Annotated in this window: 11 protein-coding genes; 6 read left to right on the top strand and 5 right to left on the bottom strand. The window is 55.2% G+C overall.

Annotated features, from left to right (window positions below):
• The first annotated feature begins 3 nt into the window (after positions 1-3).
• The 3 genes from addB (at position 4) to trxA (ending at position 6859) form a co-directional block, all read left to right on the top strand.
• On the top strand, positions 4-3003 hold the full coding sequence (gene addB / locus AC6I9Z_RS12175) for a double-strand break repair protein AddB (RefSeq protein WP_461456080.1): 3000 nt from the start codon (positions 4-6) through the stop codon (positions 3001-3003).
• Complete coding sequence (gene addA, locus AC6I9Z_RS12170) at positions 2996-6454, top strand: double-strand break repair helicase AddA (protein ID WP_461456079.1); 3459 nt, start codon at positions 2996-2998, stop codon at positions 6452-6454. Before addB ends, addA begins: the two co-directional genes overlap by 8 nt.
• Before the next feature lie 78 nt (positions 6455-6532).
• Positions 6533-6859, top strand: coding sequence for a thioredoxin TrxA (gene trxA / locus AC6I9Z_RS12165; RefSeq protein WP_461456078.1), 327 nt, complete (start codon positions 6533-6535; stop codon positions 6857-6859).
• Positions 6860-6870: 11 nt separating this feature from the next.
• Here trxA and AC6I9Z_RS12160 read toward each other — a convergent pair whose 3' ends face one another.
• From AC6I9Z_RS12160 to argJ, 3 genes are read right to left on the bottom strand one after another with little or no spacing between them, the layout of a single operon-like run.
• On the bottom strand, positions 6871-7683 hold the full coding sequence (locus AC6I9Z_RS12160) for an inositol monophosphatase family protein (protein WP_461456077.1): 813 nt from the start codon (positions 7681-7683) through the stop codon (positions 6871-6873).
• Positions 7680-8579 (bottom strand): glutathione S-transferase family protein, encoded by a 900-nt coding sequence (locus AC6I9Z_RS12155; protein ID WP_461456076.1) that lies wholly within the window; start codon positions 8577-8579, stop codon positions 7680-7682. Before AC6I9Z_RS12155 ends, AC6I9Z_RS12160 begins: the two co-directional genes overlap by 4 nt.
• 1 nt (position 8580) lies before the next feature.
• Positions 8581-9810, bottom strand: coding sequence for a bifunctional glutamate N-acetyltransferase/amino-acid acetyltransferase ArgJ (argJ, locus tag AC6I9Z_RS12150; RefSeq protein WP_461456075.1), 1230 nt, complete (start codon positions 9808-9810; stop codon positions 8581-8583).
• Positions 9811-9868: 58 nt separating this feature from the next.
• On the opposite strand from argJ, the gene AC6I9Z_RS12145 reads away from it, so the two are divergent.
• The 3 genes from AC6I9Z_RS12145 (at position 9869) to AC6I9Z_RS12135 (ending at position 13804) form a co-directional block, all read left to right on the top strand.
• Positions 9869-10153, top strand: coding sequence for a hypothetical protein (locus tag AC6I9Z_RS12145; protein ID WP_461456074.1), 285 nt, complete (start codon positions 9869-9871; stop codon positions 10151-10153).
• Positions 10154-10262: 109 nt separating this feature from the next.
• Positions 10263-12989, top strand: coding sequence for a preprotein translocase subunit SecA (gene secA, locus AC6I9Z_RS12140; RefSeq protein ID WP_461456073.1), 2727 nt, complete (start codon positions 10263-10265; stop codon positions 12987-12989).
• Between the two features lie 32 nt (positions 12990-13021).
• Entirely contained in the window at positions 13022-13804 is a 783-nt protein-coding gene (locus AC6I9Z_RS12135; RefSeq protein WP_461456072.1) for a sulfite exporter TauE/SafE family protein, read from the top strand.
• A gap of 87 nt (positions 13805-13891) precedes the next feature.
• On the opposite strand, the gene AC6I9Z_RS12130 is transcribed toward AC6I9Z_RS12135, so the two are convergent.
• Together AC6I9Z_RS12130 and AC6I9Z_RS12125 are read right to left on the bottom strand one after the other, a co-directional pair.
• Positions 13892-14323 (bottom strand): hypothetical protein, encoded by a 432-nt coding sequence (locus AC6I9Z_RS12130; protein WP_461456071.1) that lies wholly within the window; start codon positions 14321-14323, stop codon positions 13892-13894.
• A 4-nt stretch (positions 14324-14327) separates the two neighbouring features.
• Positions 14328-14996: a DJ-1/PfpI family protein gene (locus AC6I9Z_RS12125; RefSeq protein ID WP_461456070.1), complete on the bottom strand. Its 669-nt coding sequence runs from the start codon at positions 14994-14996 to the stop codon at positions 14328-14330.
• Between the last annotated feature and the right edge of the window lie 58 nt (positions 14997-15054).

Here is a 15054-nt window from a genome sequence, read left to right as displayed (position 1 = left end):
CGCATGAGCAAGCGGCTTCAGCCCGCCATTTACAATATCGCCGCGCATGGCGGCTTTGCCGATGCCCTTGCACAGGGGTTGATTGACCGGTTTGCCAAAGACCCATTAGGTTTGGCACGGGGTCTCATAATCCTACCCAATAATCGGGCGCGTCGTGCCGTCCATGATGCTTTCGTTAGGCTCAGCGAAGACGGGCTGCTGTTACCGCAAATGGCGGTGATTGGTGATCTTGAGCTGGACGAATCCATCGGAGTTGCGCTGGATCGGGGCGAGCTGGCTCTCGACATAGCACCATCAGTGGATCCGCTGGATCGCCTGCTGATGCTGGCTCAGCTGATTGAAAGGGAAAGTGCGGCGAAGGGCAGGGCTTTATTGTCCAAGGAAGCACTGCGGCTGGCGCGCGAATTTGCCCGGACGCTGGATCAACTGACGGTCGAGGAAATCGCACTCAAGGATCTTTTTGATATTGATGTGGAACCAGAACTGTCCGGTCATTGGCAGGATGCGCTCGCGTTTTTTCGCGTGATTACCGAGAAATGGCAAGCAAAGCTGACGGATATGGGCGCCGTGGATGAAGCTGCGCGGCGCAATGCGCTGTTCGATCAAACTGTGAAGGCATGGAAAACGGCTCCACCCAATCATTTTGTGGTCGCTGCTGGTATCACCACCTCCGCTCCAGCTATTGCGCGTTTCTTGCGGGCCATTGCCTTCCTTCCAGAAGGAATGGTGGTCTTGCCGGACCTCGACATGGTCATGGCTGATGAAGAATGGGACATGCTTGGCCCGTTTCAACCCGATGCCGAGACGGGAAAAACTGAGCGCGCACAGGAAACCCATCCGCAATATCACATGAAACTGCTGCTCGAACGCATGTCGATTGCGCGCGGCGAGATCATGCGCTGGCCAAGGACAGGGACCAGCGGAGCGGCGGCAAAGCGCAGCCGGGCACTCAGCAATGCCTTTGCTATCCCGAAGCTGACATCGCGCTGGCAGTCGCTGGATAGTGATGAACGCAGTCTGGCCGGTGTGCAGACAGTGGAAGCGCGCAACAGTGCCGAAGAGGCGCAGATTATTGCGCTGTTGGCGCGTGAGGCGTTGGAGACACCGGAACGCCGCGTTGCGATAATCACGCCTGATCGGGCCTTGGCAGGCCGGATATCTGCGCATCTCGAGCGCTGGATGATCAATGCGGACGATACAGCGGGACAGCCGTTGTCCAAAAAACCGGAAGGCATATTCTTCCTGGCCCTGATGTCCGCCGCAACAGACGGATTTCCTCCGGCTGAGTTTCTCGCATTGCTGAAACATCCGTTGGTGCGGGCAGGGGAAGGACGATTGGATTGGCTTACTCAGGTTCGCAAACTGGACCTGTTAATGCGCGGTCCCCGGCCAGCGCCGGGATTGGCTGGAATTGATAGCCTATTCCAAAGTGAAGATCGCCGCACCAAAAGCCTGCGAGACAATTTGCGTCCGTGGTGGACAGATGTGCGGGCAATATTTGCGCCAGCGGCCACAGCCTTGAGCGGAGCCATGAACTGGACCGAGATGCTGGAAGAAATCCGTCAATTGGCGGACCTGCTGACCAACGGCCAGGTCTGGGCCGGACCGGCAGGCCGCCAACTGGCTGACTTTCTTTCCGATATGGAAGATCGCGCAGCCTTGGGACCGATGAATATCCAGGCACCTGAGATTGCCGGATATTTTGAGACCTTTTTGGCCGATATGCCCGTGCGTCCCCCTTATGGCGGACATCCTCGCATCGCGCTCTACGGCCTGCTCGAAGCGCGGTTGCAACAGGCGGATCTGGTTATCTGCTGCGGTCTCAACGAAGGCAGTTGGCCGCAGGCAATCACGCCAGACCCATGGCTGGCACCGATGGTTCGCAAATCTCTGGGGCTTCCGGCGCAGGAACGGCAAATCGGCCTGTCCGCGCATGACCTGGTTGGTGCCATGGGCGCGCAAAAAGTGATTCTCACGCGGGCTCAGCGTGACGGGTCTGGCCCGGCCATTGCCTCGCGCTTCCTGCTCCGCCTGAAAGCAATGTGCGGCCCCAATCTGAAAGAGCATCCCATCGCTCGGCAATGGGCAACGCGCATCGATCAACCGGAGGAGTACATCCGGATCGAACAGCCAGCACCGGAGCCGACTGCGGATCAGCGGTTGGTGAAGTTATCGGTGACAGATGTAGACAGGCTGATTGCCGACCCCTTCGCTTTTTACGCAGCCAAAATCATGCGTCTGAGCTCGCTCGACATGATTGATGCTGAGCCAAGCCCGGCATGGCGCGGCTCGATCATCCATGACATATTGGACAAATGGGCGAAAGAGGATGGCTATGATCCTGACGCTCTGAAACGACGCGCTGAAGGCTTCTTGAATGAGCGCTCTTCGCATCCCCTGATGCGCACTTTATGGGCGCCGCGTTTGATGGAAGGTCTGTTATGGATTGCCGATACCGTGGCGCAGCAGCGCGCAGACGGGCGCGCGCCGCTGAAGTCGGAACAGAAGGGTGTCGCAAGAATCGCCGATGTTGATCTGTTCGGTATAGCCGATCGTATTGATCGCATGGCCGACGGTGGTCTAGCCATTGTCGACTATAAAACCGGAGGTCCGCCGACCAACAAAGCCGTGAAGGAAGGCTTTGCTCTGCAGCTCGGCCTGCTGGGTGCTATTGCCGAAAAAGGTGATTTCGGTGGACTGTCAGGCAAAACGAGCGGCTTTGAATATTGGTCACTGGCAAAGCAGGGCGGCAAAAACAGCTTTGGTTATATTGCGACGCCGACCAACCCGCGCAGTCCCGACAAGATAGAAGCTGATCAGATGGTCGATCATGCTGTAACGGAATATACCAAGGCGGTGAACAGTTATATCCATGGCGATGAACCTATGGTGGCAAAGCTCCATCCGGAATATGCGCCTTACGCGGACTATGATCAGCTGATGCGGCTTGAAGAGTGGTACGGCCGCGCCGACGTGTCGGAGCAGGGAGGCGAGCATGAGTGACACGCCGACGCTTTTTCCGCTGGCCGACAAACAGAATGAGGCGGTGCAGCCGGATGACAATATCTGGCTGAGTGCATCTGCTGGTACTGGCAAAACACAGGTGCTGACCGCACGGGTTTTCCGGCTTTTGCTCCGCAAAAATGTGAATCCGGAACATATATTATGCCTGACCTTCACCAAGGCAGGGGCGGCCGAAATGGCCGACCGGATCCACCGGCAACTGGCCAGTTGGGTGCGGCTTGACGATACGAAACTGGCCGCTGACCTGTCCGCTATTGGCGCACCGGTTGATCCCGCGACACGGGAATATGCCCGGACATTATTCGCCCGCGTATTGGATGCGCGTGGCGGCGGTCTCAGGATCATGACCATCCACAGCTTTTGCCAGACATTGCTCGCGAGCTTTCCGGAAGAGGCCGAGATTCCGGCACTGTTCAAACCGATTGAAGAGCGCGACCAGAAGCTATTGGCGCGCCAGGCGCTAGGCGATTTGCTGCTGGACGAAGAGGCGGCGGGCAATACCGCGATAATTCAGGCGATTCAGGCGCTCAGCGTGCGGATGGGGGAAGAGGAAGCCGAAAAATATCTGATGACCTGCGCGTCCAAGGCCGACGCGATGGAAAGCCTTCCCAGCGGCGTGCTTCCTTTCGTTCGCGGATTGCTGGGGCTGCCGGTTGATGGCGATGCGCAAAGCTGGCTTGAGCAGCGGTGCAGCGATGAGGTCTTTGATATCACGGCACTGCAGAACATGGCGGATGCGCTGGCCAGTTGGGGAACGAAGACGGCGACCGGATATATCGAAAAAATACAGGGCTGGATCGCCGCCAATCCCGCCGACCGGGCAGAAACATTGCCCGAGCTCCATAAAATTTGGGCCAAGGCCGACGGCGAGTGGCGCTCGGTGCCAAAGGGGTTGGATAAGGCTGCACCGCACTACCATGAGCTTAGCGTCGATATGTACGATCGCAGCCGCCAGTTGATCGAGACCAAGGCGCTGTTTGATTATGCCGATCTGTTTGCAGGCGCTCTCAATGCCGGTCGCGGTTTTTACTATCGCTATCGCGATGCAAAGAAGCTGCAGGGCGTGGTCGATTTTGACGATATGATCCGGATGACCGCCAAGTTGCTCAATCAGGGCAATATGGCCGAGTGGATCCGCTACAAGCTGGATCAGCGCACCGACCACATATTGGTCGACGAAGCACAGGACACCAATCTCGCCCAGTGGGATATTGTCCGGGCTCTGGCCGAAGAGTTTTTCGCAGGTCTGGGGGCGAATGCTGACAAAGTACGAACCCTGTTCACTGTCGGTGACTTCAAACAGGCGATTTTCGGGTTTCAGGGAACCAGCCCGCATAATTATGTCAAAGCGCGTGATGATTTCTTTGCACGGGCAGAGGCGTCGGAACGGCCCTTCAGTGACCTGTCACTGGACCGCAGTTTTCGATCCACACCGCCAGTGCTCGAAGTGGTCGACAGGGTATTGGAACATGTCGGGGAAAAGGAACTTGGTCTGGATAAGGCTATACCATCCCATCAGAGCCACTATGCGGGCGAGCCGGGAAGCGTAACGACTTGGAGGCCCGTTGCCCATGGCGCGGTTAGCAATACGGATGATGACGAGACCTGGCTAAGTGACGAAAAACGGGTTTTTGCCCAAAGGCTTGCGATTCAGCTTAAGGAATGGCTCTCACCCGAAACAGCGCTTTGGCTGAACCGCGAAAATCGGCCGCTTGAACCCAAGGATATCATGATCCTGGTGAGCAAGCGCGATGACCTTAGCGCCTTGATCGTGGCGCGGCTCTTTGCTGAAAATGTTCCCGTCGCGGGTATCGACCGGATCCGCCTCAACCAACCTTTGGTTGTGCAGGACCTACTGGCCGCCATCCGCTTTGTTTTGCAACCGGAAGATGATCTTAATCTGGCATCACTGCTGGTTTCTCCACTTCTGGGTTGGTCGCAGGATGACCTGCTGGAACGCGGTTATCGCGGGGAGGCGCACAAGGACAAAAGCCTGTGGGAATATCTGCGCACGCAGGACCGGCTGAAACAGCATGTCGAACCTTTGCGTGTCCTGTTAAACATGGCCGACTTCAACACGCCCTACCAGTTTCTGGAAACCATTGTTTCCGGACCGATGCAGGGACGCAAGAAACTGACGGCGCGCCTTAGCCATGCCGCGCTCGATCCGCTGGAGGAATTGCTCAATACCGCGCTAGCCTTTGAACAAGACCATATTCCGACGCTGCAGGGCTTTCTCGACTGGTTTGATCGCGGTGATGTCGAGATCAAGCGGGACCAGTTGGAGGGCGGCAATGAAGTCCGCCTGATGACTGTCCACGGGGCCAAGGGCCTGCAAGCACCGCTGGTCATTCTTGCCAACGCGACATTTGACCCGGCGAACAAGAAAAGCGGCGGCTTTGATATCCCGGATCCGACGCGACCGGATGATGATCTTGAATATCCTGTCGTACCGGTTCGCAAAGCCGAACGTATCGGATTGCTGGACGCCTATGCCACTGTGGCAGATTCCCGGGAACGGGAAGAGCATTGGCGTTTGCTCTATGTCGCCATGACCCGCGCGGAGGAACATCTCGTCGTCACCGGGACACTGGGGCCAAAAGCCAAAGGTGTCGTGCCGGAGTCCAGTTGGTATCACGCTGTGGAGCATGGCTTGACTGCGTTGGGAACGGAGCAAACGGATTCCGTGTGCTGGATTGCCGAGCGAACATATGCGGGGCCTGATGCACCGGACAAAGCCGGACGAAGGACCAAGGCCGCCGAGCCGTTACCAGATGAAGAGCAGGCCGCCTTGCCAGAATGGTTATTTGCACCAGCCCCAAAAGAGGCCCGACCGCCGCGGCCTTTGACGCCGTCGGATATGGGCCCGGACGATGCTGCGAACCCGCCACCGGCAAAGGCGATGCGCGATGCGGCCGAACGCGGTAAACTGCTCCATAGCCTGTTCGAGCGGCTGCCTGATATTTCGCCTGAAAACCGAGCGGATGTCGCCGACCGCTGGCTCGCCAAGCAAAAACAGGTCAGTGATCCGGCAGAGCGTCGGGCGCTTATTGAGACGGTGTTGTCAGTCTTGGGCAATCCCGCATGGTCAGAGCTGTTCTCTCCCGGCAGCTTTGCCGAGGCCCCGATCGCGGCAGTGGTTGACGAGCATGTGATTTCGGGCACCGTTGACCGTCTTTTGATCACTGATGATTTGATCACCGTCATTGATTTCAAAACGGGGCGCGCAGTGCCCAAAGAAGCTGCCAATGCGCCTTTGTCTTATCTGCGCCAAATGGCTGCATATGTCACCGCACTTGAAAAGATTTTCCCCGGACGCCCCACTAAAGCCGCCCTGCTGTACACGCATGGTCCCACCCTGCTGGAGCTTTCCGACGATCTGATCGAACGGCATAAGCCCAGCAACAAGCCAAGCTTTGAGCGCCCATGAAAATCCTTTTCGGGCAGAGACTTGAGCAATGGGCTGTGCGGGCCTAGATTATATTCAAACAAGCAAAGGAGATTCCCTATGGCTACCAAAGCAATTACTGACGAGAGTTTTGAACAAGATGTCCTGAAAGCCGACGGCCCCGTGCTTGTCGACTTCTGGGCAGAATGGTGCGGCCCCTGTAAGATGATTGGCCCAGCGCTGGAAGAAATCAGCGATGAATTGGGTGAGCAGGTGACAATTGCCAAACTCAACATCGATGACAGCCCGGATGCGCCCGGAAAATACGGTGTGCGCGGCATTCCAACGATGATCCTGTTCAACAATGGTGAACCGGTAGAAACCAAAGTCGGTGCAGCGCCAAAAAGCCAGCTCAAATCGTGGCTGGAAGAAAGCCTGCCCTCCTAATATTGGCCAGCTTAATCGGTAAAAACATCCCCCAGAAGCTCGGCGGCCTCATCCCACAATTGCGGTGATGAGGCCCCGAGCAACCCGGTTTTGCGATCTGCAGGCCGATAGGCGTCACCGTTCCAGCGCGCCGCTTTCCCGCCCGCTTCATTCAGAAACAAAATACCAGCAGCATGATCCCAGGGCAGGCTGCGTTCAAAGGTCGAAATGTGGTTGGTGCCCAGCGCCAATCGTGGATACTGCTCAGCCGCACAGCGCGGAATATCGACAATCTCATAATGCCCTTCAGCCGCGAGAAGAAGCTTGTCTCTCTGCTCTGACGTCATGAAGCCAGTGGCCAGAGCGGCTATGGGTTTTCCGTCCGGATCGGCTGATACGCTAAGCTTTTCACTATTGATAAAGGCACCTTGCCCCTTCGCAGCATAGCAAAGCCGGTCTTGCAGAGGATCATAGAGCCAGCCAGCGACAGTCTCATTTTCCTGCGACAGCGCGACAATCATTCCAAAAGGCGGTTTACCTGCTGCAAAATTTCCGGTTCCATCAATCGGGTCGATAATCCAGGCCTGCTTGTCAACCAGATGATCCATGACCGATGGGTTGGCGGCGCTGGCTTCCTCACCCACAATAGCTGCATCGGGCAGGAGAGTACCCAATTTTTCGCTGAGCATCTCTTCGCTCAGCCTGTCAGCCACGGTTACCAGATCGCCGGGTGCCTTTTCCTCAATATCGACGGTTTTGAGGTTCTGATAATGTGGGAGTACGACCTCTTTCGCTACATCCTTTAGGATATTCTGCACCGACAGATGATGGCTGGAATGGCTCATGCGGGCGACAATATCTGCCCTAGCCGCGGGAAATGAACATGGAGTGCGCCAACTTGTTCATCCTCTCGTTTGATGACTATCTCTCTATCATTGAGATCCACCAACTCTCCGATAACGGCTGCAGGATCGGGCGTCTCGGTTCTCACGGAAACCTTATCACCAGCGGAAAAGCCGGATGCCGAACCCACGGAACCGCTGCTGACCGGCTCTGATGCTTGGGCATATTCGATCGCTTGCTGTCCCGTCCATTCCTCGAAATTACCATAGCCAATGCCGTCAATGCGACCATACCAGGCCGCGACATTACTGCCGAAGTCGGACGGTTTTTTGCCTGCAAAGCTGGCGAAGCGAATGTTCATGTACAGCATCAGGTCCGCGTGCCCGGCTGTGTCGCCGCTGATATAGTCTCGTCCATCGGCCAGGGTTTCTGCAACCAACGCTGCGCCGGCCTCAAACTGCCCTGTCAGATGCGGCACCATCGGCAGGAATTTCCGGCGATCCATGCCGAACCGCTTGGCGCGATCTTCCCAAAATTCATCGCTGACAATCTCAGGGTTGGTGCCCAGAGCGACCCCGACTGCAGGCATGAACCACTGGCCGCCCGACCATAAAGCAATCATCCGACCGGCGAAGCCAAGTGGCTCGGGATAGAGGCTTGGTTCGGGTTTAAGCGCTTCCAGCGCGTCAACAATGACCGCCGTGTCGCAATAAATTTCCGACCCGATTTGCAGCACGGGTATGCGTTCATAGCCGCCGGTCAGAACGCTGAGATCAGGTTTGGGGCAGATGTCAGGTTGTTGCACCGACTTCCAGTCTATGCCCTTCAAACCCAGCGCCAGCCGCATCGCTTGCCCAAATGGGGAATTCTCATAGTGATGCAATATGATTTCGGTCATCTTAGCTCCTGTAGTCGGCGTTTATTGAGATATATCCGTGGGTCAGGTCACAGGTCCAGACTGTGGCCTTCCCGTCACCGATCCCGATATCGACGCTGATGTCAATTACGTCGCCTTTCAGGTGCTCGGCAACCGGAGCCTCGTCATAATCGGGTACAACCAGACCGTCGCGGGCAACCGTGATACCGCCAAACCCGATGGATAGCTTGTCACGGTCTGCCGGTTCACCAGCTTTTCCGACTGCCATGACGACCCGGCCCCAATTGGCGTCTTCTCCGGCAATCGCGGTTTTGACGAGCGGGGAATTGGCAACCGACAAAGCGATACGTTTTGCGCTTTCGTCGCTTTGCGCACCCGTAACGGCAATTTCGATAAACTTGCTGGCGCCTTCGCCATCGCGGACCACGAGATGGGCCAGTTGCATACATAGATCGCTCAGGGCTGCCTGAAACGCATCAGCACCAGCGTCTTCAAACGATGTCAGGGCAGGGGTGTCACTTTGACCTGTGGCAAAAGCCAAAACAGTGTCGCTGGTCGATGTATCGCTGTCGACCGTGATGCAGTTGAAGCTTTTCGCCGTTGCCGCGTTTAGCATTTCCTGCAGAAAACCGGCATCCACTGCGGCATCAGTGAAAATATAACCGAGCATCGTCGCCATATCCGGCGCGATCATGCCGGAGCCTTTAACAATACCATTCAGATGAACGGTCTTCCCACCGACAATTGCGCTTGTGGTTGCCATTTTGGGAAAGGTGTCGGTGGTCATGATCGTCGACGCAGCATCTTCCCAGCCACAAGGTGCGGATGTGAAAGCCGCCTTCAGGCCGGCCTCTGCGCGATCTTTTGGCAATGGTTCACCAATGACGCCGGTAGAAGACACATATATCTCTTCCTCCGTGCAGCCCAAATAATTACTGGTGAGCGACAATATCCGTTGCACTGCCTCCATGCCGCGCGCGCCTGTAAAGGCATTGGCGTTACCAGCATTGACGACCAGTGCTCTTGCTTTGCCACCGGGCAGGGCTTTCCGACACCATTCCACCTCTGTTGACGGACATTTGCTCTGGGTCAGTACGCCTGCGACAGATGTACCCTCGGCCAGTTCGACATAGGTCAGGTCACAGCGATCCCATTCCTTGTATCGCGCCCGGGCGATGCGACAGGTGACGCCCGAAATTTCCGGAAGATCGGGTATTTGGGTCGGGGCAAGGGGTGATTTGGTTTCTGACACTTAACTTGCCTTTATCTATTGGTTTGCTAAAGCGAAGTTCTTCTCACAGGGCTTATTGATGAACGTCTATATTGCAAGTTTTATGTTGCTGCTTTTCAATGCAGTGGGCGTTAATCCGCCGGCTGCTGCTATGGCAACAGAAACAGCCGGCAATGAGGTCGCTGCCGCGAGGGAATTGGCAGTACCAGCTGATCATGATAACGCCACGCAAGGCTTCATCCACAGCGATACGGCCCTTGCGCTGCGCTCACGAGGCGGAGGCGATACTAAAGCTGACTGGCCAGTATTGCCGGTCCAGTCGACCAATGGCGACAAGCTGGAGCATGAAGAAGGCGCGCCTTAGTCGCCTGCTCGGACGATCACCTACGTTGATTTGTCCCCAATCGTCCCTAAATGCAGTCAAGAATGAGCGTTAAACCCGCTCAATACCTAAAGAAATATCGGAAATCATCATGATCGGCGGCTTTGCCAAATCCCTATTCGGGTCTTCTAACGACCGTTACGTTAAATCCATTATGAAAGTGGTTGATAAAATCAACGCTTTCGAACCAGAAATCGAACCACTTAGCGATGATGAGCTAAAGGCGAAAACACCGTATTTCCGGGAACGGGTGGCCAATGGCGAAACGCTCGACGATATTCTGCCAGAGGCATTCGCGGTTGTCCGTGAAGCAGCCAAACGGACCCTGGGCCAGCGCCATTATGATGTGCAGATGGTCGGCGGCATCGTACTGCATCGCGGTGAAATCTCCGAAATGCGGACCGGTGAGGGTAAAACGCTCGTCGCTACGCTCGCCTGTTATCTCAACGCGATTGAAGGCAAGGGCGTCCATGTTGTTACCGTGAACGACTATCTTGCTCGCCGTGATGGTGAGTGGATGAGCCAGGTCTATAACTTCCTGGGCATGAGCGTCGGAACGATCATTCCCAATATCGGCGAAGAGCAGCGCCGCGAGGCTTATGCTGCCGATATTACCTATGGCACGAACAACGAGTTCGGTTTCGACTATCTGCGCGACAATATGAAACATGACCGCGCCCAGATGGTGCAGCGGCCTTTCAACTTTGCGATTGTCGATGAGGTGGATTCAATTCTTATCGACGAAGCGCGAACACCGCTTATCATCTCAGGCCCAACGGATGATAAGTCCGATCTCTACATTTCGGTGAACGAAGTTGTTCAAGACATCACCGAAGAAGATTATGAAAAAGATGAAAAGAGTCGCCAGATATCGCTGACCGAAGAGGGGACCGAGAAAGCCGAACGGTTGCTGGAAGAGGCCGGATTGCTGGAAGGCAGTAACCTCTATGACTTTGAGAATACCCAGGTCGTCCATCACCTCAATCAAGCCTTGATGGCCAATGTCATGCGAAAGCGGGACACCGATTACATCGTCAAGGATGGCAAGGTTGTCATTATCGACGAATTTACCGGTCGTATGATGGATGGTCGGCGTTGGTCCAATGGACTGCATCAGGCGGTTGAAGCCAAGGAAGGTGTTCAGATTGAACCTGAAAACCAGACCATGGCATCGATCACGTTCCAGAACTATTTCCGTATGTATCCAAAGCTGTCAGGCATGACCGGTACTGCAGAGACGGAAGCGGCGGAGTTCTTCGAGATTTACAAGATGAACGTCGTAACCATTCCTACAAACAAGCCCATCCAGCGGCTTGATGAAAATGACGAGTTTTACAAGAATACGCTGGATAAATTCGCGGCCATCGCCAAGAAAATCAAGGAGCATAGCGATAAGGGCCAACCTGTTCTGGTGGGTACGGTCTCTATCGAAAAATCAGAACTTCTGTCAGACTTCCTGAAAAAGGAAAATGTGACCCACAACGTCCTCAACGCCCGCTTCCACGAACAGGAAGCGCATATTGTTGCGCAAGCCGGTAGTCCGGGCGCTGTTACGATCGCCACCAACATGGCTGGTCGCGGTACCGATATTCAGCTCGGCGGTAATATTGATTTCCGTATTGAGCAGGAACTGGCCGATATGGAAGAAGGGCCAGAGCGCGACAAGGCCGTGGCCAAAATTGAAGAAGAGGTCCGGGCGCTGCGTGAGCAGGTCCGTGAGGCAGGCGGTCTGTTTGTCCTGGGTACGGAACGGCACGAAAGCCGCCGTATCGATAACCAGCTGCGTGGTCGTTCCGGTCGTCAGGGTGATCCTGGCCTCAGTCGTTTTTATCTCTGTCTGGAAGACGATTTGCTTCGGATTTTCGGGACTGAGACAATGTTCGCCAAGATGATGAACAAAAACCTCGAAGATGGCGAGGCTATTGGTGGTAAATGGCTCTCCAAAGCTATTGAAACAGCTCAGAAAAAGGTTGAAGCGCGCAACTACGAAGCGCGGAAGCAGGTTGTCGAATATGATGACGTGATGAATGACCAGCGCAAGGTGATTTACGAGCAGCGCTCCGAAATCATGGACGCAGAGACGGTCGGCGATGTGGTCGAGGATATGCGGCTTGAGACGGTCAACGCCATTGTTGCCGATTGCTGCCCACCGGGAAGCTATCCAGAGCAATGGGAAACTGAAGCGCTCAAAACCCGTGTGGAAGAGGTTTTCGGTCTGAAGCCCGATATTGATGCCTGGCTGCAGGAAGATGCAGTTGAGCCGGAGATTCTGGAAACACGAATTGCCGAATTGGCCGATGCCGATTTTAACGCAAAAGTGGAACAGATTGATCCGGAAATCTGGGTGCAGATTGAAAAATCAATTCTGCTGGAATCGCTTGATCATAACTGGAAAGAACATCTGGCTACGCTTGATGCGCTGCGGCAGGTTGTCTTCCTGCGCGCCTATGCCCAGAAGAAACCACTGGATGAGTATAAGAAAGAAGCTTTTGGTCTTTTCGAACGCATGCTGGAAGTCATCCGCGAAAGCGTGACGAAAACCATCGCCGTCAGCCAGTTCCATCGTCAGGAAGAAATTGAAGTACCGGAATTGCCGGAACTGCCCGATTTCCTGACCACGCATATTGATCCGCTGACCGGCGAAGATGACAGCAACGATATTGACGGCGGCACATTGGGTACGGTCTCGACTGCGCTGCCGCCACGGCAGTCTGGTGGCGCAGCTCCCGCCGATATCAATTTTGACGGGGTGAGCCGAAATGCACCATGTCCGTGCGGCTCGGGCCGGAAATACAAGCATTGTCACGGCAAATATTGATATTGTAAGCAGCATGCCGAACGAGACCTGATATGGCGGTTGGCATTGCCGGTCTTGCTTTACTCTTCCTGCTGACAGCGGCACTCTATGCGTCGGTGGGGTTCGGCGGTGGTTCGACCTATATCGCGCTGCTGGCTCTGGCCGATATAGACTATCGCCTGCTGCCGATTGTTGCGCTGATCTGCAACATCATCGTCGTCATGGGTGGAACATTACGTTTTCAGGTGCGAGGACTGATCGAGTGGCAGAGGATTTGGCCGATCCTGCTGTTATCGGTGCCTGCGGCCTGGCTAGGAGGGCGTCTGGCCATAGATCAGGACAGTTTTCTCGTCCTGTTGGGTCTTTCCTTGACTGTTGCCGCTCTGTTGCTCCTCATAGAGCCCTTTTTCAAAAGCAGAATGGTTGGTTCACAGACTCCAAGGGAGCACGGTGGCTGGTTCGCTCCCTTGATCGGTGGCGGCATCGGTTTTCTGTCCGGCATGGTTGGCATTGGTGGCGGCATATTTCTCGCCCCGATCCTTTTGCTGATGAACTGGTCAGATAGCCGCAGAATAGCCGCGACCGCGAGTATCTTCATTCTCGTCAATTCGGCAAGCGGGTTAATCGGTCAGCTGATGAAATCGGCATGGGGACAGGAGGGGCAGGGGGTCGACATGCTATTGTCCTACTGGCCCCTATTCGTTGGCGTGCTGGTGGGCGGACAAATCGGCAGCTTTCTGGCGAGCAAGGCATTGCCGGAACACTGGATCCGGCGTCTGACAGCCTTGTTGATCCTCTATGTGGCCGGCCGGATATTCTGGCAGCAATTTGGGTGAGTGATCAGAGGGTGAGAATTAGTGTCCGCTATGGGCGCAAAAGCGGCCATTGGCACGGGATCAGCGCTTAGCTCAATTGACAATTGGTCACCGTTTATATGCAATATGTCCCTTTTTGAGGTATGTCCGAAGCTCCATGACATCGATAATGCCACTTATCAGGGTTGTTCCGATAACATAGCTGACAAACCAGAATAGTGTTGGCGAGAGATCTTGCGTCGTTAACTCATACAGCAAATAAGGGACGATGATGATCCAGTGCGTATGTCCGACCGGTCCCATCAATTTGGAGAAAGGTGATCGTTTATGGATTTGACTGGCTATCACGCCCGACAAAATACGTCCGAACAAGATAACCGCGCCCGGAAGTGTCAGAATAAAGATCAAACCGCCGACAATCTGCGGCAATGGATAGAAACAAGCCCATAGCCTGATGTTCCAGGGCAAAGTGCCCATCGCATTGAACCACACTCGCACATCTTTGAAGATCGAAATGGTATCAAACGTCCCGGTTTTCATGTAATCAGGCCGCCGCAATCTGGCGAATGCGGTCAGGTTGCATGACCCCTTCTGCACCGGCTTTGGCCATTTCCAGTGTTATTGCATCTGCCAATGTCGGGTGTCCGGTTCCAAATGGCGGCGCTGGATTATATTCAAGGATGAGTTCGATGACCCGGCCCACATCTTCTCCGGCAAGCTGCCCTGCGATCGTCAATCCGATATCAACGCCAGCCGTCACACCGCCGCCTGTGCAACGATTGCGATCAATCACAACGCGCTGATGGACCGGGGTCGCGCCGAACGCCTCAAGCGTATCGATCACAGCCCAATGGCTAGCCGCTTTGTAACCTCTTAAAAGACCCGCTTTCCCCAGCAAAAGGGCGCCCGTGCAAACGGATACGATCCAACTGGCTGATTCTCCTTGCCTGGCCAGAAAATCCATTGTGGCCTGATCCTCCAGTATATCGATTGAAGGTGTGCCGCCGCCCGGAACAAGGATGACGTCCGGTGCATTGGAAGCGGTCTCGAAGGTTGCGTCCACCATGATCGATGCACCTGTATCGGTCGGGTTTGCGCCCGCCTCACTAGCGACGATCTCGGTTTTGGCTCCTGGAATTTGCGCCAATGGTTGTAAGGCGCCGACAAGATCCAACGTCGTGAATCCGGGATAGATGAGGGACTGAATCAGCATGGTGTGCTCCATAGGGTTGCAATTTTGTACCGTTTCGTACATTTTTATCGAAACGTCA

Source organism: Parasphingorhabdus sp. (genome assembly GCF_059726685.1).
This window is presented reverse-complemented; position numbering and strand designations above follow the sequence as displayed.